Annotated in this window: 26 protein-coding genes and 2 pseudogenes; 4 read left to right on the forward strand and 24 right to left on the reverse strand. The window is 61.0% G+C overall.

Annotated elements, in window-relative coordinates; translation table 11 throughout:
- The first annotated feature begins 194 nt into the window (after window positions 1–194).
- Complete coding sequence (locus AC1RQC_RS35660; protein ID WP_492886180.1) at window positions 195–1,010, forward strand: HNH endonuclease; 816 nt, start codon at window positions 195–197, stop codon at window positions 1,008–1,010.
- 13 nt (window positions 1,011–1,023) lie between these two features.
- Window positions 1,024–1,848 (forward strand): hypothetical protein, encoded by an 825-nt coding sequence (locus AC1RQC_RS35665; RefSeq protein WP_492886182.1) that lies wholly within the window; start codon window positions 1,024–1,026, stop codon window positions 1,846–1,848.
- An 829-nt stretch (window positions 1,849–2,677) separates the two neighbouring features.
- Here the strand turns inward: AC1RQC_RS35665 and AC1RQC_RS35670 are convergent.
- The 13 genes and pseudogenes from AC1RQC_RS35670 to AC1RQC_RS35730 form a co-directional block, all read right to left on the reverse strand.
- Window positions 2,678–3,236: pseudogene (locus tag AC1RQC_RS35670) on the reverse strand (recombinase family protein).
- Between the two features lie 417 nt (window positions 3,237–3,653).
- Window positions 3,654–4,202 (reverse strand): 3'-5' exonuclease, encoded by a 549-nt coding sequence (locus AC1RQC_RS35675; protein WP_492886184.1) that lies wholly within the window; start codon window positions 4,200–4,202, stop codon window positions 3,654–3,656.
- A gap of 36 nt (window positions 4,203–4,238) precedes the next feature.
- On the reverse strand, window positions 4,239–5,129 hold the full coding sequence (locus tag AC1RQC_RS35680; RefSeq protein ID WP_492886186.1) for an AAA family ATPase: 891 nt from the start codon (window positions 5,127–5,129) through the stop codon (window positions 4,239–4,241).
- The gene (locus AC1RQC_RS35685) at window positions 5,126–5,623 is read right to left on the reverse strand and encodes an HORMA-1 domain-containing protein (RefSeq protein WP_492886188.1); all 498 of its coding nucleotides are present in this window, start codon (window positions 5,621–5,623) and stop codon (window positions 5,126–5,128) included. The genes AC1RQC_RS35680 and AC1RQC_RS35685 overlap by 4 nt, the downstream gene beginning before the upstream one ends.
- The gene (locus AC1RQC_RS35690; protein ID WP_492886190.1) at window positions 5,620–6,573 is read right to left on the reverse strand and encodes a CBASS oligonucleotide cyclase; all 954 of its coding nucleotides are present in this window, start codon (window positions 6,571–6,573) and stop codon (window positions 5,620–5,622) included. The genes AC1RQC_RS35685 and AC1RQC_RS35690 overlap by 4 nt, the downstream gene beginning before the upstream one ends.
- 62 nt (window positions 6,574–6,635) lie before the next feature.
- On the reverse strand, window positions 6,636–8,162 hold the full coding sequence (locus AC1RQC_RS35695) for a 5'-methylthioadenosine/S-adenosylhomocysteine nucleosidase family protein (protein WP_492886192.1): 1,527 nt from the start codon (window positions 8,160–8,162) through the stop codon (window positions 6,636–6,638).
- Window positions 8,163–8,440: 278 nt separating this feature from the next.
- Window positions 8,441–8,557 (reverse strand): annotated as a pseudogene (locus tag AC1RQC_RS35700) (transposase); the annotation flags it as partial.
- Between the two features lie 247 nt (window positions 8,558–8,804).
- On the reverse strand, window positions 8,805–9,206 hold the full coding sequence (locus AC1RQC_RS35705; RefSeq protein ID WP_492886194.1) for a DUF2958 domain-containing protein: 402 nt from the start codon (window positions 9,204–9,206) through the stop codon (window positions 8,805–8,807).
- Between the two features lie 98 nt (window positions 9,207–9,304).
- A complete protein-coding gene (locus tag AC1RQC_RS35710; RefSeq protein WP_492886196.1) occupies window positions 9,305–9,820 on the reverse strand; it encodes a hypothetical protein in 516 nt (171 codons plus the stop codon).
- A gap of 140 nt (window positions 9,821–9,960) precedes the next feature.
- On the reverse strand, window positions 9,961–10,128 hold the full coding sequence (locus AC1RQC_RS35715; RefSeq protein ID WP_492886198.1) for a hypothetical protein: 168 nt from the start codon (window positions 10,126–10,128) through the stop codon (window positions 9,961–9,963).
- A gap of 81 nt (window positions 10,129–10,209) precedes the next feature.
- Window positions 10,210–10,455, reverse strand: coding sequence for a hypothetical protein (locus AC1RQC_RS35720; protein WP_492886200.1), 246 nt, complete (start codon window positions 10,453–10,455; stop codon window positions 10,210–10,212).
- Window positions 10,456–10,938: 483 nt separating this feature from the next.
- Window positions 10,939–11,403, reverse strand: a complete 465-nt coding sequence (locus tag AC1RQC_RS35725; protein WP_492886202.1) for a hypothetical protein — start codon at window positions 11,401–11,403, stop codon at window positions 10,939–10,941.
- Window positions 11,404–11,836: 433 nt separating this feature from the next.
- Window positions 11,837–12,547 carry a DUF3577 domain-containing protein gene (locus tag AC1RQC_RS35730; protein WP_492886204.1) on the reverse strand — a complete coding sequence of 237 codons (711 nt, stop codon included), beginning with the start codon at window positions 12,545–12,547 and terminating at the stop codon, window positions 11,837–11,839.
- A gap of 569 nt (window positions 12,548–13,116) precedes the next feature.
- Here AC1RQC_RS35730 and AC1RQC_RS35735 point away from each other — a divergent pair.
- Both AC1RQC_RS35735 and AC1RQC_RS35740 read left to right on the forward strand, forming a co-directional pair.
- Window positions 13,117–13,698, forward strand: a complete 582-nt coding sequence (locus tag AC1RQC_RS35735; RefSeq protein WP_492886205.1) for a hypothetical protein — start codon at window positions 13,117–13,119, stop codon at window positions 13,696–13,698.
- Between the two features lie 36 nt (window positions 13,699–13,734).
- Window positions 13,735–14,205, forward strand: a complete 471-nt coding sequence (locus tag AC1RQC_RS35740; RefSeq protein ID WP_492886207.1) for a hypothetical protein — start codon at window positions 13,735–13,737, stop codon at window positions 14,203–14,205.
- Between the two features lie 3 nt (window positions 14,206–14,208).
- Here AC1RQC_RS35740 and AC1RQC_RS35745 read toward each other — a convergent pair whose 3' ends face one another.
- From AC1RQC_RS35745 to traW, 11 genes are all read right to left on the reverse strand, one after another.
- A complete protein-coding gene (locus AC1RQC_RS35745; protein WP_492886209.1) occupies window positions 14,209–17,256 on the reverse strand; it encodes a conjugal transfer protein TraG N-terminal domain-containing protein in 3,048 nt (1,015 codons plus the stop codon).
- Window positions 17,257–17,278: 22 nt separating this feature from the next.
- Complete coding sequence (locus AC1RQC_RS35750) at window positions 17,279–18,736, reverse strand: conjugal transfer protein TraH (RefSeq protein WP_492886211.1); 1,458 nt, start codon at window positions 18,734–18,736, stop codon at window positions 17,279–17,281.
- A gap of 3 nt (window positions 18,737–18,739) precedes the next feature.
- Window positions 18,740–19,657: a conjugal transfer protein TraF gene (locus AC1RQC_RS35755; RefSeq protein WP_492886213.1), complete on the reverse strand. Its 918-nt coding sequence runs from the start codon at window positions 19,655–19,657 to the stop codon at window positions 18,740–18,742.
- Entirely contained in the window at window positions 19,654–20,361 is a 708-nt protein-coding gene (locus AC1RQC_RS35760) for a hypothetical protein (protein WP_492886215.1), read from the reverse strand. Before AC1RQC_RS35760 ends, AC1RQC_RS35755 begins: the two co-directional genes overlap by 4 nt.
- A gap of 8 nt (window positions 20,362–20,369) precedes the next feature.
- Window positions 20,370–20,723 carry a hypothetical protein gene (locus AC1RQC_RS35765; RefSeq protein ID WP_492886217.1) on the reverse strand — a complete coding sequence of 118 codons (354 nt, stop codon included), beginning with the start codon at window positions 20,721–20,723 and terminating at the stop codon, window positions 20,370–20,372.
- Window positions 20,720–21,349 (reverse strand): hypothetical protein, encoded by a 630-nt coding sequence (locus AC1RQC_RS35770; protein ID WP_492886219.1) that lies wholly within the window; start codon window positions 21,347–21,349, stop codon window positions 20,720–20,722. The genes AC1RQC_RS35765 and AC1RQC_RS35770 overlap by 4 nt, the downstream gene beginning before the upstream one ends.
- Window positions 21,350–21,378: 29 nt before the next feature.
- Window positions 21,379–23,289: a conjugal transfer protein TraN gene (locus AC1RQC_RS35775; RefSeq protein WP_492886221.1), complete on the reverse strand. Its 1,911-nt coding sequence runs from the start codon at window positions 23,287–23,289 to the stop codon at window positions 21,379–21,381.
- On the reverse strand, window positions 23,286–24,431 hold the full coding sequence (locus tag AC1RQC_RS35780) for a hypothetical protein (protein WP_492886222.1): 1,146 nt from the start codon (window positions 24,429–24,431) through the stop codon (window positions 23,286–23,288). Before AC1RQC_RS35780 ends, AC1RQC_RS35775 begins: the two co-directional genes overlap by 4 nt.
- Window positions 24,432–24,499: 68 nt before the next feature.
- Entirely contained in the window at window positions 24,500–25,180 is a 681-nt protein-coding gene (trbC, locus tag AC1RQC_RS35785) for a type-F conjugative transfer system pilin assembly protein TrbC (RefSeq protein WP_492886224.1), read from the reverse strand.
- Complete coding sequence (gene traU / locus AC1RQC_RS35790; RefSeq protein ID WP_492886226.1) at window positions 25,180–26,202, reverse strand: conjugal transfer pilus assembly protein TraU; 1,023 nt, start codon at window positions 26,200–26,202, stop codon at window positions 25,180–25,182. Before traU ends, trbC begins: the two co-directional genes overlap by 1 nt.
- Window positions 26,199–26,813 carry a type-F conjugative transfer system protein TraW gene (traW, locus tag AC1RQC_RS35795; RefSeq protein ID WP_492886228.1) on the reverse strand — a complete coding sequence of 205 codons (615 nt, stop codon included), beginning with the start codon at window positions 26,811–26,813 and terminating at the stop codon, window positions 26,199–26,201. Before traW ends, traU begins: the two co-directional genes overlap by 4 nt.
- Between the last annotated feature and the right edge of the window lie 3 nt (window positions 26,814–26,816).

Consider the following 26,816-nt stretch of genomic DNA (forward strand, 5'->3'; position numbering starts at 1 on the left):
ATAACCTATATGGTTGCATCTTAACCATTCACAGGCAAGAGGAATTTTCGTCGATCCGTCTTGCGCGCAGAAGCAGCAGAGCGGCCGGCAGCCAGGACGACAGTACGGTGACGGGGGCTGTCAAGGAGAGGTCGAGTTTTCGCGCGCCTCGCAGCCGGTGGGGCCGTCATTACCATCGGGTCTCGTTCACCCTTATGCTGTCCATTCCGAAACCCATCCTGCAGCGGATCAGGCCTGCTACCCATCACGACATGGCGAAATACGACTCCCTTGAAGCGCATCTGCGCAGCCTGCCCGGCGACACCGTCCGGCTCACCTTTGAAGAGATCAACACGATCCTTCCGAAGGGGCTGCCCGCGTCGGCTTACGACCACCCGCCGTTCTGGAGCAACACGGACTCACACGTCAACGCCCTGGCGTGGCAGCGCGCGGGATGGCGGGCGGTGGGCCACAACCTCGAGCAGCAGTACGTGGATTTCCGCCGCTTCGCGTCCGTACCGGCCGACGCACCTCAAGCGGACGCCGAGCCTGCAGATGAAGCTGCAGCGTCAGCGGCCAGTCACGACGCGGCGGTGGACTGCACCGCCGACGACAGTGAGGATGGCGAGAACCGGCAACTCGTCGCCATCATGACGCGCCGTGGCCAGCCCGAATTCCGCGCCCGTCTTCTGCGCGCCTACAGTAGCACCTGCGCCGTCAGCGGCTCAACGGTCGAGCCGCTGCTCGAGGCGGCCCACATTGTCCCGCATGCACTCGAAACGAACTACACCACCTCCAACGGGCTCGTGCTGCGCGCCGATGTCCACACGCTATTCGATCTGCACCTGATTGCCGTCGATGCGGGCGGACGGGTGGCCGTTTCGCGGTCACTGGAACGGACGGAATATGCGCAGTACCGCTGCTGCCGCCTCGTTGCGCTTCCCTCCGATCCAGATGATCGGCCCTCCGCGGACCAGTTGAAGCGCCACCATGACCTGTTCCTTGCGCGCGAATACGCGCTAGATGCCTGACGATCCGCCGCCTATGGAAACCGAGACCATCTTTCTGCTCGACCGCAACGCTGTTTCTCTCATCAAGGACGCCGTCGCCGGCAGAGAGCCACCAAACGCCAAGAAGCAGTCCGACCTCGTAACGTTGCGGGCGCTCGATGTCCCACAGCACAGCATCAGCGCACTGCTGTCCATCATGGAAGGGGCGCGCGGTAAAGCTGACGGCGTCGGGGAAAAGACTGAGTGCCTTGTGGAGGAAACAGATGCGATCGCCCAGTTCTTCTTGCTGGCACGCACAGATGTGGTCTATCTCCGGGTGCTCAGTAACTCGGTGGCCCAGATCTTTACCGGCTTGCGAGAAAGCCAGTGGGATGAACGGGCGGATTTCCTCGTGAAGGCAGCACCGTTCGTTGTTCAGAAGGTCGCCGCGCGCAAGCGGCGCGGCGTCGAAAATGAACTCGTTCGGCTCGCGCTAGAAACCGGGCTGGCCGCCAACGACGCGATCGTGATGCTCTTCCTTGCCTGCCTTTACGGGAACGATGCCGCGCGCAAGGTGATCAAGCCCAACGAGCCGAACGCCTACAACGTTCTCTCGGATGTCCACGCAATATCCCGCATTGGCATGGTCAAGGCAGTGGCTGGACAGCTTCCAAGGCCCATCAAGGTCCGATTCCACACACTGGACGAAGGTTTGCGGGACGTGCTGAAACACCTGGGCATCGTGCGCCCCCGGTTCACGAGCGCCAGCGGGCTGGCGATGCAGATACGGTACGGTCTTCGGCTTTTTCCCGAGCTTGCCGCTACGGACTCGATTGCACTGCTGCAGCGGCTTGAAGATGCTGCCGTGAGGGGTACGTAGCGAGCGTCCGTCGGTAGCGAGTGCAGCCGACCAGCTTGCGATGGATGAGCCGGATAGCAACCAAGCAGTCGACCGAGAGGCCGGGAAAAAAGCGCAAGCATCTCGAAAAGGAGAGGCGCGAACTGTTAGATGCCTTGTCAGGCGTCTTTTTTTAATATCGAACGACCGTTGGACATTTGAGAACGGCCGTTGCAGGTGCGGCGACCCGGTTGAATCCGCAGTCGATTAGAGCCATCTGGCTTGACAGCGATCTGGCCTGCTAGATGCCCACGGGGCCGCTGCAGATCCCACGCAGCATCCCCGGTATTCGGTACCGAGCCAAGTAAGACCGACTGATGAGCACATCGTCTTCCATCTTTCCAACCGGTGAAATGGACAGGGCTTCGGAGCTATGAGCCACGCCCGATAGGGGATTAGGATGTATCCATCGTTCCGAACCTCTCCGTATCGGAACCTTGGTCATCTTCCCGCATCACGCCGAGCAACGACTCTCCGAACTTTCTGCTGGCCCGTTACGAGGCGATCAGGCAGTACCGGCAATGACCACGCAACCCGGCCGGCGGCGCTCGTGCTGCGGCTGACCAACCTAGCCTTAACACAAGCCGTTGATTTCGCTGGAAATCGGTCTGATTCAATCGTGAACCAACCAGTTTTGCATTCCGAATCCTCATGCTGATAAGAATGGTTATCGGCATGGATGCGCGGGACTGGCCGCCCGTCGGCGGCCAGCGCCCGCTCACACACCTAAACTTGTGTTCGGTTTCACCTAAAGCTGTAACTCCTTCTCCTTCGCGGCTTTGGGCGCGTCAGGAAGCGGAAACTTCGCGCGCTATGAGTGTGTTGAGGCAGGCACCCAGCGGTACAGCGTTGGAATCGACACGCCGAGGTTCTTGGCGACGTCCTTAGGCGGCACCCCACTGGCCAACAGCTTCTTGGCAGACTCAACCTTGCTGTTGGTCATCTTTGGGCTTGCGGCCACCCTTGCGCCCGAGTTGCTTGGCAACTTCCAGGCCGGCGCGGGTGCGCTCGACGGTCAGTTCGCGCTCCATCTCGGCCAGGCTGGCCATGACGTGGAAGAAGAACCGTCCGGATGGCGTGCCCGTATCGATGGCATCAGTCAGGCTTTTGAACTGGACGCCTTGCTTGTGAAGGTCGCCGACCAGATCGACCAGTTGCTTGACGCTGCGGCCTAGGCGATCAAGTTTCCAAACGACCAGGATGTCACCCTCGCGCAGCATCTCGACCGCCTTGGCCAATCCGGGTCGATCGGCGCGCGTGGCGCTTACCTTGTTTTCGTAGACCTTCTGACATCCGACCTTGGCGAGGGCTTCGCGCTGCAACTCGAGGTGCTGATCCAGCGTTGAAACGCGGGCATAGCCAATTTGCATGGTCCCCTCATTCTCAAAACCCGTTGAAATAGTAGGTTAATGAGAATGACGACTCAAGAACCAGTTTCGAGAATGGCGGAGCCTTGATCGCCTATTCCGCACCGGTGGATTGTGCGGGCCTGTCACAAACCTTCGTTTTCAAGAAGGCCTTCACGCAGCCCTCGGCAGGTCAAAACTTTTGGCTTCGCCGATCTGCGGGGTGGGTGAAAGTCGCTTGCGGTCGGCCGTCCGCCTCCGCTGGACTCGGGGTGTCGGCCAGGAAGCCGACATTCGACCGTCAACGGCAGTAATGCGTCAGAGGCCGGTACCCACGTGCAATGGAAATCGCCCCGAACGCGCGCCCTGTTGGCTCCGCGTATGTCTGCTGATCAATGGCGCTGAAAAGGGTTGCCGCTGCCCGCCACATGCGCCAGCGAACTAGGAGCGGGTTAGGTTGCGTGTTAGTCGGAATAGCTCTGCTTGGTAAAGCGCGTCGTGCAAGGCGTCGTGGTCGCCCCGCAGCGTCGGCTTCAGCCTGCGTGCCATGGCGCTTGAGCGGGTGTCCTGCCACGAGCTGCCCGTCGCGCCCATGTACAGCGCCTTGATATCCACGGCCGTGAATCCGAACGGATTCGCGCCCATGTACCGGTGGAAGTAATAGTTGACGAACGACCAGTCGAAGGGAGCGTTGAGACCGACGAAGACCGGAAGCTCCCATTGGGTGCACTGCGAGCCGATCCAGGCTGCGAAGTTCTGCATCGCGTCACTCGGGGCGAGCCCATCCTTGGCAAGCTTCTCCAGCGACAAGCCGGTGACCTCGAGGGCCTCCGGAACGAAGTTGTCGTTGATGGGCTTGAACGAGCACGAGAACGTCCTGCTTGGATCGTCTACCAAGCAAGCACCCAGTGTCAGCATGCTGAACTCGCCGGGAATGGGGCCGGCGGTCTCGACGTCAACTGAAATGAAGACTTCTTGCTTGGTGGTCATGGGCTCTTCCGTTCGTGTTGTAACTGCTCAGCGCGGTCAATCAGCCAGCGCAGGTGACGGGGACGTCAACAGAAGCGCCTGTTCAAGATGAGTGAACGTGAGCGCAGTGTCCGGGAAGGCAAGCGCTACAGCCGCAGGGTAAAGGCGCGTCCGTATGTCAGAGTAGGTCCAAGACGGTTTGGCACCCAATGCACCCGTCGATGCCACCAACGATGCGATCTGCGCCGACGTGAAGCCCAAGTCCCCAAGGTCCATCTCGAAGAGCTCCTTGCGCTGACCGGCGTCGGGCCGGCGGAAATGCCCGACGACCGCAGCACGGCGTTGGATGGCAGGATCGAGAACAGACATCCGGTTGGTGCACAGGATCGTGAAAATGCGACCCTTGCTAGCCCGCAGCTCATCGATGGCCTGGATTAGCGTGTTCACCGCCACCTTGTCTTCGTGATGGCTCTGGTCCTGGGCGCGGGTCGCTGCCAGCGAATCGCCTTCGTCGATGATCAGGATAGCCCGGCGGTCCTTGCCGATCGACTTCTTAATCTCGGCGAAAGCCTCCGAGATCAGGGTGCCCATCTCACCGACGCTGCCCTTGCCGCGGACCCGGTTGCTCAGCTTGAAGAGCATTGAATCCTCGGTCTTGGAGTCCTTGGCGATGCGATTGCCGATGGCCTCCGCCATGGCCGATTTGCCCGTGCCCACGTCGCCATAGAAGATGGCGAACGGGTACTGGTCGCGAAGCGTTTCCACCAGCGCAAGGCGCTTACCATGGTGCTTGTTGCTCCAGGCCTCGACCTGATCGCGGTTGATGAGCAGCTGCAGCTGCTTGCTGACCCTGAGGTAGAGGCTCTCGAAGCCGAGCAGCCCCTTGGCCTTTGCCGTGATATCGGCATCGGGGAGAACGACCTTGCTCTCGAAGACGGAAGTGCTCACGTGAAGTCCTTGCGGCTGACGCCGAATCCATTGCTGCTGTAGTCCCGGGCGCTGTTCTCTTTGAGCGTCGAGTGGCTTGTGCTGACGTCGGTGGGCGACCAACTGATCTTGAGCTTCGGCTTGGTCTCCTCCTTCAGCGCAGGCGTGTAGTCGCTCGTGTAGTTCAGGATAATCCGCAGGTACGGCTGGCTCACCTCCGGCCATAGAACGCCGCCGGCTCGCGAGGGCGTCAGGTCGCTGCTACCGATCTGGACCACGTACTGCACGGCCTTGACCTCGACGCCGCCGCTGAGCAGCGTCACGTCGACCATCTTAAGGAAGCCGCGCTGCGCCAAGTACTCGACGTCGTGACCGTACTTCGCGGCCTCCGCCTCGGTCATGCTCTTCGAGCTCTCCGCGATCATTCTCAGGTCAGTCGTGAACTTGCGAACCACCTTCGTTACGTCTTCGTTCGTATAAGAAAAAGTCTTAGTGCTGCTGCTAGCGCCGCTCATTCGTCGTCCTCCACCTTGAAACGCGGGCCGAAAATCTCTTTCCAGACGTCCAGGTCATCGTCGGCCGAGGCCGTGTGAGCGGCTTCCCAGGACTCTTTCGCGGTGCTGACAATATCGAGGCGCTCCGCCTCGGTGATCCTTGAAGCCACGTTGTTGCTGTTGTTGACCGGGTCGATGATCACCACAGGATCAGTGAACTTCACAGCGGGCTTGTCGCGGTTCTCGACGAAGTCGATGCGCTCACTCAGCTCAGACTTCGCGATGTACAGGAGGAAGTCCCTGAAACGCTGCTCGATACTGGCACCGGTGCCGTTCTTTTCCAATAGGCGCGCCATGATCAGCTCGATGTGGAACGACTTCAGGCCGGGCGGCTTCATATGGTTCTTCCACCGCTTGGCCAGCCGGATCAGGGTTCTGAAGTGTGCGTCGGCGTCCTTGCGCTTGGCCACGAACTGGAGCGAGCAGGGAGCGCAGGTCAGGCTCTTGGAGCCGTCCTGGATATCGAATTGCCAACCGAAATCTGCGCGGGTGGCGTCCTGCAGCACGGGGACGATGTCCACTGCCAGGCCTGAGCCGACAAAGGACACCGTTGCAGCTCGCCGCTGGATCTCGAAGTCTTCAACTTTCTTGGTCGGGTAGATCTTGATAAGCAGTTGGTAGATCGTCTCGCTCAGCTCGGCGAACGTCTTGTGGTCGACGTCCTTACCGGTGATGTAGAACACCACGTCCACATCCACAGGATCGTCATTGGTCTTGCGCAGGATGGTGTACTTCGCGAACGAACCCGCCTTGACCACCTTGGTGACGGTCAGCTCGGAACGGTTCTCGACGTGCTTGCGCAGCTCCTTGATCAGGCGGTCGACCTGCTCGTGGTACTCGGTGCGCTTCTGCTGCGTCAGGCGCAGCACATTGCTGTCGTACCAAAGCAGTTGGGTATTCGTTAAAGGCAAGATGGTCCTCCTACTAGCGCTATGCGACGCTCCTGACGGGGTTAAAGAACGGGGAGCGACTCCTACGAGCCCAGCCCAAACGCGACCATGTCGGCTGCAACGATGGCTGCGGCCCTGGAAGCTAGCTCGTGAAATGAGTTGTCCTTCTTGTCATCGCCAAAATCGCTGATTCCTCGGATGACAAGCGATGGAACGCCGTGCTGGGTGCATGCGGCGAAGATGCCGATGGCCTCCATTTCGGCCACCTCCACCTTGCCGTGAAGTTCACGCAGCTGACGGAACTTCTCGGGATCACGAAGAAGTTTCTCGCCGCTTGCGATGGTTGCCGCCTTAGGCATCACCCCCTTGGCGACATCTCCAGCCTTTGATGTCTCGGGATATTGCAAGCCCTGCTTCGCCCATGCTCGGGTCAGGCGCTCGGTGACAGAGCGTGCCGAGGCGAGATAGTTCGACACGTCCTGCTGGATGCCGAAGGCGGGGCGGTACGTCTCTGGGCGTGCTTCGTTATGACCGCCCGCCACCAGTGCAGCACCTTCGTAGGCGACAACTCGGTCCGAGATGACCACGTCGCCCAGAGCCGTCTTCTCTCGCAAGCCGGCGGCGATGCCGATCATGATGACCAGTTTGGGCTTGAACTCCGCCAGCAGCGTTGCTGTTGTTGCTGCGGCGTCGACGTTGCCCGCGTTGCCGAACGTGGCGATGGTGCATGTGGCGAGGTTCCCCTTGGTTGTCTGCAATTGGGCGCGCCAATGGTTCTGACCGATGTCGGTCTTCGCAGCAGGCGTTTCCTCATCGATCCCGAAAGCGATCTTGGCCGCGCTCAGCTCGATGGCCAGCGCCGTCAGCACGAGTACATCCGTTGGGGCCGCATGCGCCTCGGCAGCGAGCTCGCCCTCTAAGATCGCGACCACTCCGGCAGCAATCTCTGCGACTTGCAGGACGGGTTCCTCAAGGGAGAGCGCTGGCGTCTTGGACACTGCGCGCGCGCCGGTGTGGCTCAAGAAGGACAGGGGGGCCGACATAAAGCGTCTGTGCAGGCCGAGCGCGCCTTCGCCGTCTTCGCTATTGGCGCCGATCTTCAGATCCATTGGGTAGATCGGCAGCCCAAGCTTCATCATCTTGTACGCGCGGTCGGAAACACCCTTGCCACCCCCGAGGGCGATCATTCCCACAGCGTGGGCAGCCTGCGCGTCACCGACATTGCCACCGGTAACCACCTCATCCGGTATGACGTCGACCTGCGCTAGCCCACGATGCGAGAGTTTCGCAATCAGCGCCCGCTGCTCGGCGTTCATGCTGTCGCGCCGGTGTCTTTCCGCCAGCACGATGACCACACGCGGCAAGGCGGACTCGCCCGGGTGGCAGGCATCGATCTCGCGTAGGATTGTCCAATCGAAGATCAACGGCTGGTTGATCTCGTTGACAGGCTCTGCCGCCGTGTAGACGACAAAGCCATCACCGGCTTCCAACACCTTCTTGGTGATCTCGCGGACGAACGCGTGCGCCCGATCAAGCAGCGCTGGTGCCGCGGACTGGGAGGCGCTGCCGGCCAGGAGAAAATACCTTGGCTTGTGATTTGACTGATTCATTCGCCTGTGGACGACCGCCTGTCAATCAGCCAACGGATGCGCAGCGAATATTGCGAGGCAAACTCGCACAGCACATGGCTGTGGGCTGGTGCCCGTACGTGCATTGCTTATAGCCTCCACTTGCTGTCGCCGGTGTCTTCGCTCCATCTTGTTCGAGGAACAGTGAGTGTAACAAAATGTTTTTGACTATAGCAACGACAGTCGCCATTTTGCTTTCCTCGCGCCGACATGGAAGCCTGATCCGCTGACGGGCCGGGCGCAGTGCCGGCCTCTCACCCCCAGGCCGCCTCAACCAATACCCGTCGCACATGGCTGTTGCCAGCCTTGGTGATGCCGCCGCGTCGTTCGCGCTTGCCGCCGGAATGTTCGCTCGGCACCAGGCCTAGATACGCCACATCGAGACGGCATTCCGGTGACGCGAGAAACGGATCGGAGCGTCGATCCGCATTGACACCAGTCAGATTGGCCGAAGACCCTGCCCGCAGGATGCTCGGCGAACCCGACGGATTCGCGAGAGGCGTCATACACCTCTCTGGTCGTATGGTCCGCTTCGGACCGCCAAGAATCCCGTTCCCAGGAAACTCGGCAGATCCGACCAGGTGCAAAGAGGTTACCCTCTCCAAATTGCGTGATATGCGACGTTCAGACTGCGTTGCTAGCTCTCAACGCATACTTTGCCACCATCGCCTTCACTTCACTGAACAGCTTCGGCTCGAACGAACGATCCAACTCGATTCGTGGCGTACCGATACCCGGCTTTGTGGTTTGCACGCGCCAGACATTGCGCCGCGGATCTGTGGCGAAGGTCATCCACATCTCGAACAGCTCATCGATCGAGACCGTTCCCCACTCGTCGTAGGTCATGCCGGTCACATAGCAAAAGCCGATCCTGTCCTCGGGGTCATACTCGGTCACCCACCAGGTTGCAGCCCCTGCAACATCAAAGAGCTTAACCAGCACCATCGGATCGTTCGCCTCCGACTGGGAGCCGAGCGGATAGTCCGCCATCTTTTGAAGCAACTGCGTATGCAGCTTGTTTTCCATCGGTGACATCTCCAACACCATGCATATCGAAGGCGAGGGAAATCGTCACCCTGGGCAGGGAAGCGATTTCCCCGCTGGGATCAACAGAAAGACGACGCTTAGCAGTCGTCGAGCGTACTCACCAACTTCGCCAGCTTGCGAATGTCATCGGCGGCCAGTTCCACAGTGAACGTGTCGGAGACCGGGTCATCGAGGTCCTGGTGGCGCTCACATTCCTCCAGCACCTGTCGAGCGAAGGTCAAGAGCGTCAACGATGCGTCATAGCACCGCATCATCGAAACCGATGAATCCGCCTCCGGCAAGTCGTCCACCTCGTGCACGGACATGCCCTGGATGAGGCGTTCCGCTTTGGCAGGCTCGAACCCGTGCTGCAGGATCGGCATGCTTTCGGTGTCTTTCCAGAGCGTGCCGGCGTCTAACGCGCGCCGCACTATTGATGTCGCCCCGTCTTCATGTGGCGCGGAGACACCTACCGTGAGGCGCTGCACGTAGCCAAGCTCCAGCGTCACCAGGAACTTCGGATAGTTCCTGCTCATGCCTTGCCAGAACGGAACGTGACCGTTTTGGGTGGGCGGGCGATGGAAGCCGGCGGATAGATTGCGCAAGAATTGCATTTCAAGACTCCTTGAAAATGCGGGTTCCGCCATGACCCCGATCGGGGATGCGGTCCCCGCGGGATGGTTGAAACGATCACACTCCAGATCCCGAAGGATCCACAGCCATTACAGGAGCCAAGCTGTGTTTGATACCTATTTCAGCAGCGGATCCACAGGCGCACCAGGTTGTCCCCGGAGACACTCGTGCTTCCCTTGCGTTTTGCGGCTAGCCGCAGATAGCGCTCCAGTACTTCCAATTCATGATCGGAAGCCTGCGAGAGCCAGTCGTTCCAGTGCTGCCAGAACGATTTGCGATTTCCCTCCATATCGATTCGCCTAACAGCGGGAATCGATCCCAGGGGACGGATTCCCCAGGCGGGTAGAAACATCACGGCATCAACAACACCTCACTGATCGCCCTCTTCCTCGAGTTCGCCGAACAAATCCCAGACAAAGCGAGCGGGTCGAAACGCAATGCCGTCGACCTTGAACCCTTCCCCGTAATGGCGGAAGTTCGCTTCGATGAATGTCGTGACTTCCAACATCGTCTTGAAATATGTCACGTCGCATTTGCTGTGCTTATGAAACTCCACACAGTATTCGGCGTTGACCCAGATCTTCTTTCCCTCAGCCGGGACGGCTGCCACTGTCATGTCATAGATCTCCAGTTAGAGAGCCGCGTGGCCTCGCGTAGCGAGACAGCAGCCAAGTTGAGTACAACGATTGCACTTCAGATCCCCAGGGACCCACAGCCATCGCAGAAGCCAAGCTGTGTTGGGCGCCATCGAGATGGCATGCTGGTGACGCGAGCAGCGGATCGAATCGTCGATCAACGTAAATCCTGTCGATGGCCACGCGAACGGCATGGCCATGGATAGGACCTCACGCAGAGGTCGGGACCGAGCAATACGGATAGATTGGATGGAAACGGTTCAGATCGCACCTCTGACGGCCTGTCGGCCGACGCGCCACGAGAGAGGCCTGGCGCGCATTTAGAGGGAGTTCAGCCGCGACCTTCGTGGTAGTCGCCACCCTGGGGAATCGAGCGGGCCGGGGCGGACTTGCCGGAGCAGCCTGGATCACAGGCCCTGCTCGGGAAAGCCCGCCATCGGCGGGTAAGAGGGCTGGCACGATCATCAGTGCAACAACTGCACGACGATGTTGCCTGTCACCAGACCAAGCGCGGCAAAAGCCCAGAATGGGCGCAGTGCCTTACGGAGGTTCCAGCGTGCTTCGGCGGGTATCGCTTCAGCCGATATGAAAGGCTTCGACTCAATGCACTGGACCATCACGCCTTTAGGCCACCAACAGCGGGTCACGCCGTCGAAGGCATAACCGAGCTCAATGAGCCTGCCTTGTTGCGCATAGCGTTGGAACCGTGGCAGACCCTCGTCCAGCACAACACATAAGCCAGCTTCGAGGCGTTCGTAAAAGATGCTCTCGCCAAAGAGCTGACGGTCATCACACGGGACATGCCTGGTAGCGCGGTCCTCGCGGTGGCCCGGACTGACAACGCCATCGTCAAACTCGGCATCGAAATCGAAACCGGGTGGAACGTCGACGTAGTGGTCGGCCGTACTATGTTGAGAGAACGAATACATGGTGAGATCTTCCGTCAGTATTGAGCGGCAGACGCACCAGTATCCCGAGCGGGAAGCGTCAGCCCGCAAGGGTGGAAAGGGGACAGCCATCAGTCGATGGCCGCGGGTGAATCATTGGAACGTGGGGGTTCAGTCCAACGCCCTGCTGCTACATGGCCGGTTACTGTGAGCCTGCGCATCCGTGAGGATGCAGCTTGGGAGGCGTACAGACTCAGGGAGTTCCGGTAATCCTGCGCACAGCGAACAACTTACATCGCATCCCCAACTGGCAAGCCAGTCTGAAACCATTTCAGGGACCCAGTTTCATCCTAAGGGCGCAAGCAGAGCTTGCTGAGCGTTGAATTAGCCGGACAACGCACAAGCCGGGAACATCCTCTAACAACCTGGAGGTTCCGAAAGGGGGACCCCCTTCAGAACCCACCAGGTCAGCGACTCAAGCATACGACCCGGTACGGCGGGGACGTTGGCTGTAGCCAGTACTTTGGCTCGTGTTTCGCGAAAACTGGCGGCCTTGAGAGCCGTTCGTATCGCGAGACTGCTGCGCATTGCCTTGGCGAGTATCGCGTGCGTACTGCGCCGCACGTGAATTGTCGTCTTGGCCATCGCGGTTGCGTTGGACGTTGCTTTGACCTTGGTCCCGCGAGAACTGACGTCCACGCGAATCGTTGTCATTGCGACGTCCTTGGTTGCCGAAGCGTCGGTCGTTCTGCTGGGGACGATGTTGCTGCTGATTCTCGTCTTCCGGCAGATCGACAAACTCCTGGTCAACCTTGGCCATCGTGATCTTGAGCAAACGCCCACGAATCACGGTACGGATTTCGCCTTGCGATTCGCCCTCCCTGACCTCATAGGCCTGGGCAGACGGATCGCCGAGCTTGAAACCGATCAAGACTTTCCGATCGGCCAGTACATCCTGCTCGAGCATTTTGACGATTTCCTTGGCGCGTTGGCCGACGACGTAGACGTCGCAGTACGTGTACTGGGCGTCATCGCGTTTGCCACGCAGAGCAGCGATATTGCAGGCGAGCACAGGACCATTGTCAGTCGGCACATCACGCACGCGTGAGAGATAGCCGATACCAGACATGTGGAGATCGAAGTACTGCGATTGAGCTTGTTGGGAAGCGGATTGGGATTGCGACATGGTGGGCTCCTAGAATGAAAAAAGGGAGTCCACACATCCCGGCGGGAGTGTTAGAACCCCCAGCTGGGACAATCAATCAGATTTTGATCACATCCAAGATCCCAGAGGGATCCGTTGCCATTTCATGGACCGAGCAACGTTCAAGGGCGTCAGGTGAACTGACAGGGATTGATCCGATAACCGAGATCAGACGGGGCCGAGGCCAGCTAAAACAGGTTCTATTCAACGCGAAGATTTGAGAGATGTCAAGCATCCCTAGAAGCGGTCGATTCCGCAAAATCGGACTTGTCTGATTGCAAGGGCACTCATATCGCTGCCAAACTAGATCCCTCAGCAGCGCATCACTCGCACGTGATGACGCCTTGCGGACAAATTTGCAGCAGCAAGAATGGATTCCCTCGAGACAATTCACGACGCTGGAGCCAGCAATGCCTTCGCTACGGAGATTTCTGCTTTCGACCTCACTGCTTCTGACCGCTACTGACGTTTTCGCCTATCGGTCGTTCCTGCCCCCACCGCAGTGCGTTGTATCGCCGGGAGGTGTATTTTTCTGCACGCAACAGCAAGATATGGTCAAGCTGGCTCGGGAGCGCGTTGGTGACGGGTACCTCAGATTTGTACAACTTGCCTATGAGAGCCCCGCCAGCAGCGTCGGACCGATCGAGCACCAGGGCCTCGCTACGGTTCGCTTCTCCTTGTATCGAGGATTCGATCCGGCCACAAAACTTCGCGACGCCGAGGCAGTGAAAAGAACAAGCATAGACTGGACCTTTGCATTCTGTGCTGCAATTGCAGGAAAGATGGTGCGCTACCCAGTCAATGGTATTAGCGAAGGCATTGCTCCCGTGGAGCGCTGGGCCTGTCACTCCAGCCACGAGAACATGCCCCAGTTCGGGGTCGAGGCGTCCACCGTTGCTCAACCAGGTCAGCCACGTTACGTCGAAATTCTTCACTACAGCGATGGCCAGGCGATCCAAAATCTCTGGGGAACCGGGCGGAAATTCAGGATTGGGGAACGGACAAACTTGGGGATGGTGATTGAAGTCAATCCGCCTCTTGTCAAGATTCAGACTGAGTCTTCTGGAAGCCCGACTGAGAAATGGGTGCGAGAGGCAGATTTGTCGCCCCCGCCTCACCCTGTGGTTCAATGAGTTCGCGAAGCCACCGATTGCCGCGCGGAGACGCACATGAAACTCACTCGCTATGGGATGGCGACGCTGCTCGTCGCCTTCGCATCGGTCTATCTGATCTGGCAGGGTTACCTGATTCCGGTGGCGGTAGCGCTTGCCGTCATGCTGGTCTGGCTGCACTGGCTTGCGGCCGTGGAAGCCGAGCGGAGCGGCGAACCGCCGCATGGACCACATGGCATGCTGACGGCGGCCGCCATTGCCGGCATCACCTTGATTTCCACGGTGACGGTTGGCCAGCGTGCCTTCTGGCTTGGCCTCGGCACACTCGTGCTGTATGCGGTCGTTCAAAAATGGCGCTCAGCAAAATATGGGGCAAGACGCGCCTCCGTCGTGCATCCCAGGCTGGACAAGCAGGATCCACGACAAGCTGAATGCAGGAACGATGAAGATGAACACTGGGATCGGTTTTGGAACGACATTAGGGATGATCAAGACAGACAATTCTGGGATGACTACAGTCGTAGGTAGCTCTTAACTGCCATTCTTGTGGCCTGACCAGAGGCCCTTTAGCTTCCTCGCTCCTTTCAAGGCGAGCGGCTCAGCCTTCTCCAACTGCTCCTTCGCGGAATCCCGAACCTCCGCCGCTTCGGTAGTCACCCGATCCTTGCCCGCATCCACAGAGGCCTGGGACGCATTGAGCCGCTGCGCAGCCTCACCTGTTACCCTGGCCGCATCGGCATTTGCCGGCATAGATGGCGCTGACGGCATCGACAAAGAGTCCGCGCTCCCGGCCGATTGGGAGCCAAGGCGCGGCCGATTCGCCGGCCTCACAGGGAACCCGCGGCGACCACGGCCGTTGTCGTAGAGCCCGCGGGGTGCCTCTCCCCCGCCCCCACCAACTGCATTACTGCCACCTCCGGCGCCAGGCAGCATGCTGCCCAGCCCACCGGCACGCCCCTGCACATCACCCACAGCGTCTGCAAGATGCGCTTGGACTGCACCGCTATCCATCCCTTGCGTCGAGCTGCCCGCTGCAGTCTGCGCAGTGAGCGCATTGTGCGTACCGGACAATACTTGGGCCGCGAAGGCCGCTTTCTGTGCATCACTCATGCTGTTCCAACCGGCCAGGCCCACGCCGCCGACAATGGCGTCGTTGAGCGCCTTCGTCGTGTTAACCGACATTGCGCCCGAGGCCGACTCCAGCCGCTCCTTCGCCTGCTGTAGCTGCTGCGTGTTCGACAGGGAAGCCGAGAACTTCTGCGCGAGCCCCTGGGCCTTGCGCAATTCATTGGCTTCGCCACTGTATGACTCCGAAGCATTACCTGATTGAATCTGGCTCAGACGACCCTGAATGGCCGATTCGAGCATACGGGCCGTCGACTTCATTTCATCGCTGACGCCAACACTTCCTTCAGAACTGGTTTGCGCGGCGTTCTTCGAGGCGACATTGCGTTCCTGAGTCGACGACACACCGACTTGCGACCTCCCTCCGTTTGCACTCCGCTGCATGCGTCCTTTTCCATCCTCGGCCGCCCCATTTGTGAGCGATCCCCTCAGCGCTCCAGCGAGAGCACCAATATCTGTGCTCAGTCCGAAATTGGAATCCTGCCTAACTGCCGAACGCCCATTACTCTCAACGTTGGCATTAGACCCCGCATTGGTCTTTGTCCCGGTCGATTCGGAATGGCTGCCATCGCGACCGACATCCTGACTCTGTTGCCAGTTATTCGAGGCTGAGTTGGAACTACTCAAGGAACTCGACTGCCGCCATCCATCGCTGCGGCTCCAGCTGTTCTGCACAGACTGCGCCAGCTCCAGTCCGCTCTGCCGCGTGGACTGCTCGCTCTCCATGAGCGCCTTGCGCACCGATGCCGAAGCCTGGCTTGTGAAATTCCCTGAAATTCCACCCAGGTTAGGCACCCGCGCCGACTGGTCGATCACCGCGCCCCCGCGGCCGCCAACCAGACTGCCACCCCCTCCAGCGCCGCTGCCATAGGCACTGCTGGTCATGGTGTCGAAGCCATCGGCCGAGCTCATCGAGACCAGACCCTGTGCCGAACGGACCTGCCGGTCCAGCTTCCCTGAGTTGCTGGTGTACTGGGACACGTTCCCCCACTGCACATTGCCCGCGGACAGGTTGCCTGCCGCGGTCTGCTGCGCGGCCGCACTGGCCGCGCTCTGGCCCGGGCCTGCCAGCGACATGGCCATCGAGCTGACCGACGACGTGCCGACCTTGGCGAGCACCCCAGCGATGATCGGGACCAGCATGCAGACCCAGCCGGCGGCCGACTGGATCCACCAGGACTCGCCGAGCAACGTCGAAGTGTTGGACAACGCCGGGCCGTCCTGTCCGCTGCCCAGCTCACTCATCACCACCTGCGTGAAATTACGTGCGGCCCCGCGCGTCACAATGCTATTGACCACCGCATAGAGCGGCGCCCAGAGCTGCACCCATAGCAGACCTGCCAGATACGACTTGCCCACCAAGCCCGCGCCTGATCCGGACAAAACGAGCAGCACACCGATGATCGGGAAAATCGCCAGCGTGATGACCTCCATCACGTTGTGCAGGATAGGCAGCGAGCCTTCCGCCATATTGCGCATGGTTGCGCTGCTTGCCTCCAGCGTCTTCTGCGCGATGGTGGCCGCCGTGATCGCGTTCATCGTGGCCGCGTCCCCGCGCATGGCTGCGATGGCGCCTTGCGACTCCTGCACCATATTTATCATCATGGCCTGCTTGAGCGAGTCGGCAGACGAGCGCGATATCTCCATCAGAAACGACTCAGTACCGGCAATCGACGCCGCCACGAAATCGCTGCCCGTTTCGGCTACCTTGCCCGCGTAGCGGCGATCGAGCCGCCGGAGCCCGCGCTGCACATCCTGCTGCAGCGCCAGCCCGAGCTGCTGATAGGCGTATGGGCAGGCATACACCAGCGGCGCGGGCGTGACCGCACCGCCTGAGAAATTGATGGTGGCCACTCTCGCCGGGTTGAGCCAGTCAGTCTGCCCGAGCAGGCCCCAGATATCCCGGGAGCGAATCAGGTCTTCCAGCTTTTGCGGATAGTCGAGCAGCTCCGGGTTCACACACGACTTGACGAACATCGTCATGTCATTGCGTAGCGCCGCCGAGTTGATCCGGGTGCGCTGCACATCCTCCACCAGGCGGGCACCAAACACCATGCCAGTCTTGGAGAAGCGCAGATCATCGATCGGCGTGAAGAACGTCTCGTAGCTCTTGGTCAGCCACATGCCGACGTGGCTGATCTCGCTGGCAAAGACGCCAAGCCCCGCCGGCACCCCCTTTACCGTGTACACCTGCCCTGCGCGCTCGTCCTTGATGATCAGTTCCACCTTGGGCCACAGCAGCCCGAGATGGAGGAGCGCGATCAGGACCAGGTGCATCCCGAATTCCTTCACGCGGACTGTCGCGATCAGCGCACAGATCGCCCCCATCGAACCGGCAATCGCGCTGACCTTCAGCAACCCGCGCATGTCGTCGGTCGAGAAGATCATGGCGATCGCCTGGAAGGTGTCGCGGACCACTTCCGCATTCCAGTAGGTGTAGTAGGTGTGGACCATGTTCAATCCCTCGTGGGTTCCATCAAGGCTGACCGAATCGCAGGTTTGCCGCGACGTCAGCAGAGAGATTGCCGTATAGCGCCTTCTCCACGTGCAGCAACTGGGTCATGACGCCCGTCTGGGCTGAGATGACCGCGTAGACGGCCTTGCGCGCTTCCGCCGCCTGATGGGTCAACACGAAAGCCCGGGCGCGCAGATACTCTACGTGCTTGAGCTTGACCTTGCCGCCGGGACCGGATATCTCGGCCGTCCCCGCTACCTTGTCGAGGTTGGCCGCCATATCGTGGATGTAGTGGGACACCAGTTCGACGGCCATCGCGTCGCAGTAGGACATCAAGAGCGTCTCGGACACGCCAGGATACTTCTGGTAAGCCGACGCTTCGATCAGCCGGTAGATCGGCAGCCCGGATGTATTGCGCAGCATCTGGATATCCTCATCCAGACTCGGCGGCCCGCCATAGGCATTGCGGGCACGGATGCCGTCGCGGATCCGCAGTGCCTTGTCGCGGATCACTTTTGCAAAGCCAACCTCCAGGGAGTCGGTGGCCGTTGGCTGCATGCACTTGGATTGATCGTCGCACCGGTAATAGCGCACCTGGGTGCTGGGGGCATTGGGCAGCCCCAGGAATTCGACAAGAGCCTTCTCGCCGTCGTAGAGTGGCGGCCGGGACTCGGCCACGATCACGTCGTCCGGGTCGGAGCTGTTCGTCCCGCCCTTGGCCCGCATGATGGTGGTGCCAAACAGCGCTAGGATCAGCTCCTTCTCATGTTCAACCGTCAGCCCCTGCGAATAGCCGCTGAACTTCCCATTGCTCAGGAGGGCCCAAGTCAGGTTGAGCTCGAATCCATCGAGCTTTGCCCCATCGGTATTGAGCACGTCGGCCACATTCTTCTTGACCTCCGCCATCGAGGTGATGCGCTGCTGTGCATCGGTATAGTCACCGCGCGTCCCCAGCGCCTGGCCCGCCTGGAACGCGTTCTGCGCGATCCAGTCGCCCGCGCCGGACTGTGCCAGCAGGGTCTTGGCCGCGTCACAAGAGTTCCGGAATTGCCGGGTCCAGCTCTGGATGTCGCCCGACCATTCGCGGATCTGCGCCATCAGGTCGGGCGCCATCGACTGCAGCGCCAGCGAGAAGGCGAGGCCAGCGGCGTTCTGCCCGACATTGCGCAGGAAGTTGATCATCTCCTGCTTGTTCGCAATGCCAAAGGCACCCAGGAAGATGTCGATCCCGCCACAGCCCGCCTTCAGATTGGGCGGCGTTACATAGAAGGGCTGGAAGTCCCGGTTGGGCGAGCGGAAGGTGAAGCTCCCCCCAGTGACCACATCCACGTCCCGCCCGTGCACGAAGCCGGCCGAGGCAGAGGTCGAAGCCGCGCCGGCGCTGTTGAAGTAGTCTTCCATGAAGCCGGCGTGCACCAGGTTTGCCTGCATGGCGAGCGCTACCGCGCAGGCGATGATCTTCTTGGCCAGTCTTGCCATGGATTACCTCTGTGTGCTGGGGCGGCCAACGGAGAGCCGCGGGTCAAACTGCTGGTCCACACTGCGAGTCTTGAACACCAGGATGCGGCGCACGATATCGTCCTGGCCCATCACTCCGGAACCAAGCATGATGGCCTCCTGCGTGCGGCGCGAGACCAGGTAGAGCGTGGGGGTCACCTCGATCCCGCGCCCAGCCGACACCCGCCTGGCGATGCCATTGTCGGGGCGCCAGTTGGCAAAGCCGGGGATCGGTCCGCCGTCCAGGCTCACCGGGATTACCTGGATCCCAAAACGCTGCGTAAGATCGGCCAGCACCGGGGCCTGGATATGGCAATAGCTGCAGTCGCTGCGGTAGAAAAACAGCAGCCCGTACTCCTGCGCGATCGCAGCGACCTGGTCGCGCTCGCCCTGGTAGCTCGCATTGCGGATATCGGTCTGCGCAAAGCTAACGAAGGGGTTGATGTTGTTGAAGTCGATATCAGGGCTTTGCCAGACCACGCGCTGGGACACCGCGGTGAAGCGCTGCGACTGATCCAGCATCTCAGCCTTGAACTTATGAAAGGCGTAGACGTTGCGCTCAGTCGGATTGATGACAGCAATGTCCTTGAGCGCCTCGTAGTGCTTGTTGATGGCCTTGGTCGAATCGAAATCAGACAGCGGTACGATGGGCGCCACCGGCGGCGCCTTCTTGCGCCTCGCGGGAGGGTCATCTGGCGGATACCAGGTGAACCCGCGGTCGACGCGGCTCCAGATGTCGGTCTCCCACCAGGCGCCCGGAACCGGGGCCGGATCGTCAGGGGCCGCCACCTCCATGGCAGATTCCGCCTGTCCGGCCTGGACCTCGCCCCGCGCGTGGCCAGTCGCCGCCATGGCCATCGTCATCGCGAGCACCAGCACGCCCAGTAGCTTGGAAAGTCTCATCGCCAGCTCCGTTTGAGTAGATGCACTAGGGCTACCAACGGCCAGAACATGAGTTGGCAGCAATCGTCGATCGCGCCTCCGAGGGTGTATTCCGTCTCGATGAAGGTGCAGCGCAGCCTGAGCCGATCCCATAGCACCACCGGCCCTGCCAGCATGTAGAGCGCACCACAGGAGAGTGGCAGGAGCCGCTCCCCGCCGAAGAACACGGCAACTCCCAGCGGCAATCCGCAACTACTCACGAAACAGGGAAAGAAGTAGATGAGCAGTCCAACTGCAAATGCCGCGTGTTCGTTCCAGGTCATCGGCTCGCGATACAGCGGCCGCATTGCCACCGGGCGGGCCTTGGCGCGTGGACGGAAAGGACGCAGCTTAAGATCCTCTCCGTTCCGTAGACGCCTCCCGACCTCCGGCACTGCCACCCAAGGCCAGGCCAACAACTGCGCCGCTATCATCAGGACGCCACGCAAGCTCAGGCGCGGCTCCACGTAAGGGAACGGCACGCGCAGCCAGTGGCCCAGGACGAAAACGCCGGCGCCCACGTACGCCAGGGAGAGTGCCCCGCCCAAGTCCCCGCCGACAAGGTTGCCCCACAGGTAGATCAGCATCCCAACAAGCGTGATCGGCATGGCAATGCACACATACAGGATCACAAAGCGACCCAGCTGGCGCAGGACGGCCGCGCCCCGTTGCTGAAGCTTGAGCATCACTGGCCTCATTGCGCCATCCCCCCTCTTGCCGGCGGAGGCGCGCCGTCAGGGCACAGGTTCATCTCGAATGACCAGGAGAACGGCCTGCGCATCCCAGCCGCATCGACAGCCACCGGCGCGCTGAGCGTGGTGCGCAGCCGCTTGCACGCCCCGCCCAGGTCGCGGATGGGTTCGATGTGGGCGAGGATGCGCGGCGCCTGAATCTGTCGGCGCAGCGTGTCGATCTCCTCGCCCGACACCTCCACGTCCACCGGACTTGCCGTGAGAGCGCGCTTGATGGCATCGGACAGCGGCTCGGCCGTGTGCGCCGCCGTCGCCCACGCCAACGTTGCGGCGAGCAGGATTCGACGGACGATCATTCGATCAACTCCTTTAGCACAATGTCCCCATCCGCCGGCACGCCGCAGCGCTGGCAAAGCGTGCGCGCAACCGCCTCGGCGTATCGATTCACGAATCCAAAGCGCACACCGGCAGCCATCGCAATGCCCGCCGTGATCAACGACAGCACCACGATCAGATACAACGCCGCTCGAGCGGCTTCCGAAATGTCGTCGGGACTAGCGTTGTTCAGCGCCTTCATCGCGCTCAAGAGAACCCCCGGCTCCCAGGCGATCAGCGCTAGCCCGCCTAAAGGCGCCCAAACCGTAGTAGCCGATATCGATCTCCCGGCAGCGCGCAGGACCGCACCCACAGCGCTGGCAAACTGCGCGGCCGCGTTGCGGAGATCATGCAACGCATTCCGTTGCACGGCGGCATAGTCTGCGTCCGATACCACGCCAACCTTGACACCGCGCACGCGAAGCTCCCAGTTCGTTGCATCACCGTCTTCCATGCGGCGAACCAGGGTGCGGTCGTAGCGATGCAGCCACACAGCGACGCCAAACAAGCACGCTGCCAGAAGGTAAGATCCAAGCAACGCACACGCAATCACCATCACGATGTAAGCGAGCAGCGCCCAATTCGTTCTGTTCTGCAGCAGTTTCATCAAGCCTCCCGATAGTGGGTGAGTTGTCGTCATGGATTGGAACTAGACCGTTGCACGGCGGTTCTGGTGCGCTTGTGCATCCTGTCCACAATCGCCCCCTTGTCCTGATCCTTGGGTATGACGTCCTGGTAGAACTCCTCCAGGTTCATCGTCCCGAAGTCCAGTTGGGTGAATTCGTCAATCAGGAACCCCGAGCAATCCGGGTTGGCGGGGTCGCCCCAGCCCTTACCCAGTTGTGGGCGCCCCTGCTCGTTGATAATCCGGGAGAGCTTCGAGTTAAAGCAGCAGTAGCCTTCCTTCTTCTCCAGGCAGACGCCCAGTTGCTTGCTGCCGCAATACGAGCCCACCCGGGTGCAGAGACCCTGCCCCTTGCGCATGGCAAGCAGGTTGTCACCCTCCTTGCACTGCATGTACTGCGTCACGACCTGTATCGCGACCTGGAAGGCGAGACTGTAGGGATCAAAGGCAAAGCCTGTCATGGGTGACCAGGACAAGCCGTAGAAGCTGAATGGCGTGTCCCCAAACGAATAGCCCTTGGTGATGCCGAAGAAGTTCAGCGCATTGGTGCCCATGCCAGTGCTGGATAGCGCGTCGAACAGATACGCCGAACCCACTGTCTTGACCGCTTCGCCAGCGATGTACTTGACGCCCGTCCGGGCGGCTTGGTTCATCATGCTGTTGCTGGAATTGCCGCCTTTGGTGGTGGCTTTGCAGCAGTCAACCATGCCGCCGATCTTCTTGGTACAACTGCTTTTCTCGCCCCCGAAGATCTTTAGCGTGGCCGGATCCAGGTACATGCCAACCTGGCGTTGTGCCTCCAGACCACTGATCACCCGTCCGAAGTCCCTATCCGCCGCCGGAATATGGGTCTCGCAACGCCCGCCCACGCAGATCTGGTCGCCACAGACCTGGCGGTCAGTGGTTTGCTCGGCTTGGGTCAGGCAGGTGTAGAGATGCTCCCGCAACCCGCACTGCCCTGCCGGAAGCGTGTCGAGGCAGGTACTACTATTGAGCGCGCAGGCCTTGTTCTGTTTGAGGTCGCCGCAATCCGACTTCAACGTGGTGTCAGCGCATACGTAGTCGTCCGTCCAGGCCCAGCAGTCCTTGGTCACGTCGAGCCCGTTGATGTTGCGCGTGCCGCCTGGGTCCGTGCAACGCCGGCCCGCGAAGGTGCAGTTCCGGTTGTTCGCGTACTGCTCGCATTGCGACTTGTCGATCATGTCGTTGATGATCGTGTAGCTGCTATCCAGATGCGCCACATGTTCCGGCAGCGGCTCGCCCGCCTTGGCATCGCAGTTGTAATCCACCTGGTAAGCATTGCAACTGCCGTCCCAGGCTTGCGATGTACAGGTGCGGGCCACCTCCTTGCAGTCAGTCTTGTTCTCGAGCGGCTCGCAGTAGTTTTTGTACTCCTGGGTGATGCAAGCGTAGCGCTCTTCCCATTGCCAACAGTCCTTCGTCACCGACAGCCCGTTGATCACGCGTGTGCCACCCGGCTCCACGCAGACTCTTTCGGATCGCTGGCATGACTTGTTCGCTTCCACGCTCTCGCATTGGCTGCGATCGATGATGTCGGTCGACACGGTGTAGGTATTGTCGAGCTGGACGACCCCCGCTGGCGGCGCGACGGACTGGCCACAACGATACGTGTCAGCGTAGCGAATGCAGGCACCGCTGGAGCCAACCTGGGTGCACTGAGAGCCCACCTGGAAGCAGCCGGGGACGGCCGCGATCGCACTGCAGTAGTTCGCGGGACTGCTGACCTCGCAAGTGAACCGGGACTCGTAACGCCAGCAATCCCGATGCACGGCGTAGCCGCTCACATACTTGGTGCCCGAATCGACACAGTATTCGGCGGTCTTGCGGCAGTCCCCTGCCCAGGCCTGGAAGAGTGTGGCCGCCAGCAATACCCCTAGCATGGCACGCAGGAGGCGATTCATTGCCGCGCCTCCAGGCTACGGCACTGGTTGTCCCAGCTATCCACGAATCCCACTACCGGCTTCCAGACCGTGGGCTGTGTGAAGCCAGCGGAGCCACGATAGTTCGACAGGTTGCCGCTGGTCTGGATTGACGCTGTGCACCAGCCTCCACTGCACGAAATGCTGAGATGGGAACTGGCACAAAAGCTGTTGCAGGTATTCCGGCTTGCGGTGGCGCACCACCATCCCGAGCCGGAGCCCCCGTCCATCGGCGTATGGACGTTCGCGTTGCATCCTGGCCGGAGGTAGTACCTCTGGTTGGGAGAGGCCCCCGTCTCGAAGCGCAAGCTGCTGCCGTCGCTGCCACAGTACACACGGCCCACAGAGTTGGAGCCCGAGCCAGGCCGCCCGCCGAGATCGACAACCAGCTGTCCGGGCGAGCAGCCTGGCTGCTGCTGCCAGTTGGTGACGGCCGTCACGATCAGTTGCTTGCCGCAAGTCATGGTTTGCTCGGCCTTCAGCGTCCGACTGCACTGATAGTTGTACTCGGGACTGACCTGGATCACACGCCCGACCGTGCAGGTGCGTTGCGCTTGATTCTGGATCGATTCCAGGCAGCGGTACAGATGGTCTGCGTCGACTTCAACCTTGCGCCCCAGGACGCAGGCATCATTGCGTGTCACAGCGTAGTCGTTGCAGACACGGCTTTCGTGCTGCGCTGGCAGTGTGACCGTGTCAGTGCGGCAGGCCGATTCGCCACTGACGAGTTGGTTCAGGTCGCCGAGCTGACTGCCCGGGTTGCCATAGAGCGCGCGGTACCGCACCAGCAGTGGATCGCTGCGGTCGATGTGGAACTGCGGTGCGATCTGGGGCCGATTCTTGAGCAGGTTGACTGCCTGGCATTCGGTGTCGCTCATCCCCGCGCAGCCCTGCACGCGGGAAGCGCCAGGCGCATTGAGCTGCCCCTGTCCACCCTGGTAATAGTCGGATGGCTGCGCCGCATTGGTATAGCCGGGAACGGTTTGCTGCGCATTCGGTGTCGTGATGCGCTGGAACAGTCCATCGATGAGCAGATCGCCCAGGCCACGCGCAATACCATCCGCTTGCGCCGGCGTCACGTCGGCGGCACGCGCCGCCGCAAGCGTGGTGAGGGTGATTGCCATGCCGATCATCACCGGAAGGAGACGCCAGCGCATCAGACGCCCGGCACGCCTTCGTCGATAGCGCTCCGTCATGGCCTCTCCCCTCGCAATTGACCCAGCACCTGCCGTGCGATTTGCCCGACGCCATCCTTACGCGCGGCGACCCGCTCCAGCGCGTAGTCCAGGCTGACATCCCCGTCCACCCGTGCCGAACGATTGGCACACGCGCCCTCGGCGCAGTCCTCCAGGGCGTTGAGCGAGACCACCACGGCAGGTACGGTGCGGATATCGAAGCGTTCGAACTGGCGAGGGTCGATCAGCACCACGGCGCCAGTGTCGGCCACCGGCTTCATGGCATCGACCGAGCGCTTCCAGTTACCCTGCCCCATCCCGTAGCGCAAGCCCCGGAAAATCACCGCGGCGCCGGCACGGCGAGCTTGCTCGCCAATGCGCTTGAGTGTGGCCTCGGGCATCGACAGTGAGGCAAATACCATCACGGGATACCTCCGCTCCGCCGGTGCCGGTGCCCGGCTAGACTGGTAGCGCCGGGCAAGCGCCGCAGGATCGGGCATCGGCTGTGCCGACCTGGTCCGCAGGTCCGGCACGTTGACGGCGCCCGTGGCCGGATCCGGCATCGCCTGCAGCACCGACTGGGCGCGCAGTTGCGCAGCCGACATGGCGCCTTCCAATGCGGCATCCGCCGGCAAGGTGTGCTGAGCGACTGCGGCAGTGCAAGCCATCAGGCCCGCCATGAGAATGCGTATGCGCATTAAAAAGCCCCCATGCAACAGTCGCGTTTGCGGTACAGGATGTACGCGTAATCCTCGCCGCGGTACGGAAACGATTTGCCTGCGCCCCACAGGATGGTGGAGCGGCCGAACGGCTGGCAGCAGCGCCCGTTGATCTTGTCGGTCTGGCGCGATGGATAGGTCATGCTGGTCTTGTAGTTGCGCTTGTCCATCAGCGGCTGCATCACATAACCGCAGGTCCCGTCCTTGCCGCTGGCGGACCAGATGAGCCCTTCGCGATGCATCTTGTTGGTGAAACGCTGACCCAACAATTGCGATGCCTGCACCCCGCCGATATGGGTCGACACCCAGCCGTTGAGCGGATACATGCCGCCCTGACAGCCCGCGCACCAGAACAGCTCCGAGAGCGGGAAGCCGGCCGTGGCCGCGACACAGTCGGCGGCGCAGGCAGCCTGCGCCAGCGGTGAGGTGAAGAGTGCCACCTCCGGATTGAGGATGAACGTCAGTTCGGAGTCCCCCCACAGCGGATCGACCTCGGTGAAATACGCCAGGTCGAACACGTTCTGCTCCAGGCACGGGTTATCTAGCAGGATTTCCAGCCAGAACAGGATGGGGTTCATATACCAATGCACCTGGTAGAAGGAGGTGGCCGGCTGGGCCTTGCCCTCGCCAATGCGTCCGTGCGCAGGCGCATCGATCCCTGGATCGAGCATGACGCCGCCCAACGAGGGGAAGCAAAATGGGCGGCGTACCACCTCGACCGTGCGCACCGGCTCCCAGAACGACATGCTGACACCGGCGCGAGCCAACGTCCCGTCGCTACCCGAGCACCAGCAAAACGGACTGCCCGAAGTGCCGTTGTCTTCCTGGCCATCGCGCATCATGGTCATGTCGCCAATCTTGAGCGGCAGGATGCAGGACCAGCAGATATCGGTGATCGGGTTGAGGAACTTCCCTACGCAGGTGGGGTTGCTGCCTTGCTGCGCACGCGCCCCTGCGCAAGCCAGCACGAGCGCCAGCGACAAAAATAGCCGTGCAATCATGGCAAGACCTCCTCTATGCGCAGGCGTTTTCCATCCTGGCGCACGACGGCGGGTACCTGGCGGATGCCGAGCTTGCGCACAAGCGCCCCTGACTGGTCATAGAAGACCTGACGCCGCCAGTGTCTTTGCAGTGCAAGGTAGTCGCCATTGACCAGGATCGGCTTGCTGGGCGAGCGCGAATCCGCCATCATCCTGGCCACCAGCGCGACCTGGCCCGCATCGCGGGCATCGAAGAACACCAGTTGCTGGCGCATCGCCACCTGGTCGAGGGGATTGAAGCGCTGGCCAGCCTGCACCAGGATTTCGCCACCGGGTCCGGCGATAGGCCGTCCGGCTACCAATGTCGGGTCATAGTAGTAGGTTCGCGGCGTGACGGTGCGTACCACACCCTGGGCCGGCTTCGGGTTGCGCATCGCGTGTTCTGAGCGCGCGACTGCCTCGCGCTGCAGACGCGCCAGGTCGCCCGAGCGCGCCTTGTCCGCCAGGTTGCGTTGGATCTCTTGCAAGAGATCCGGCTCGATGATGGGATAGGTCGGACCGAGAGCATCAGCCGCGCACGCCGGCACAACATGCAACGTCATCATGAGGACCACAAGGTGGAGAGCTCGCATCGT

It is taken from the genome of Cupriavidus sp. GW822-FHT03E04 (genome assembly GCF_058801495.1).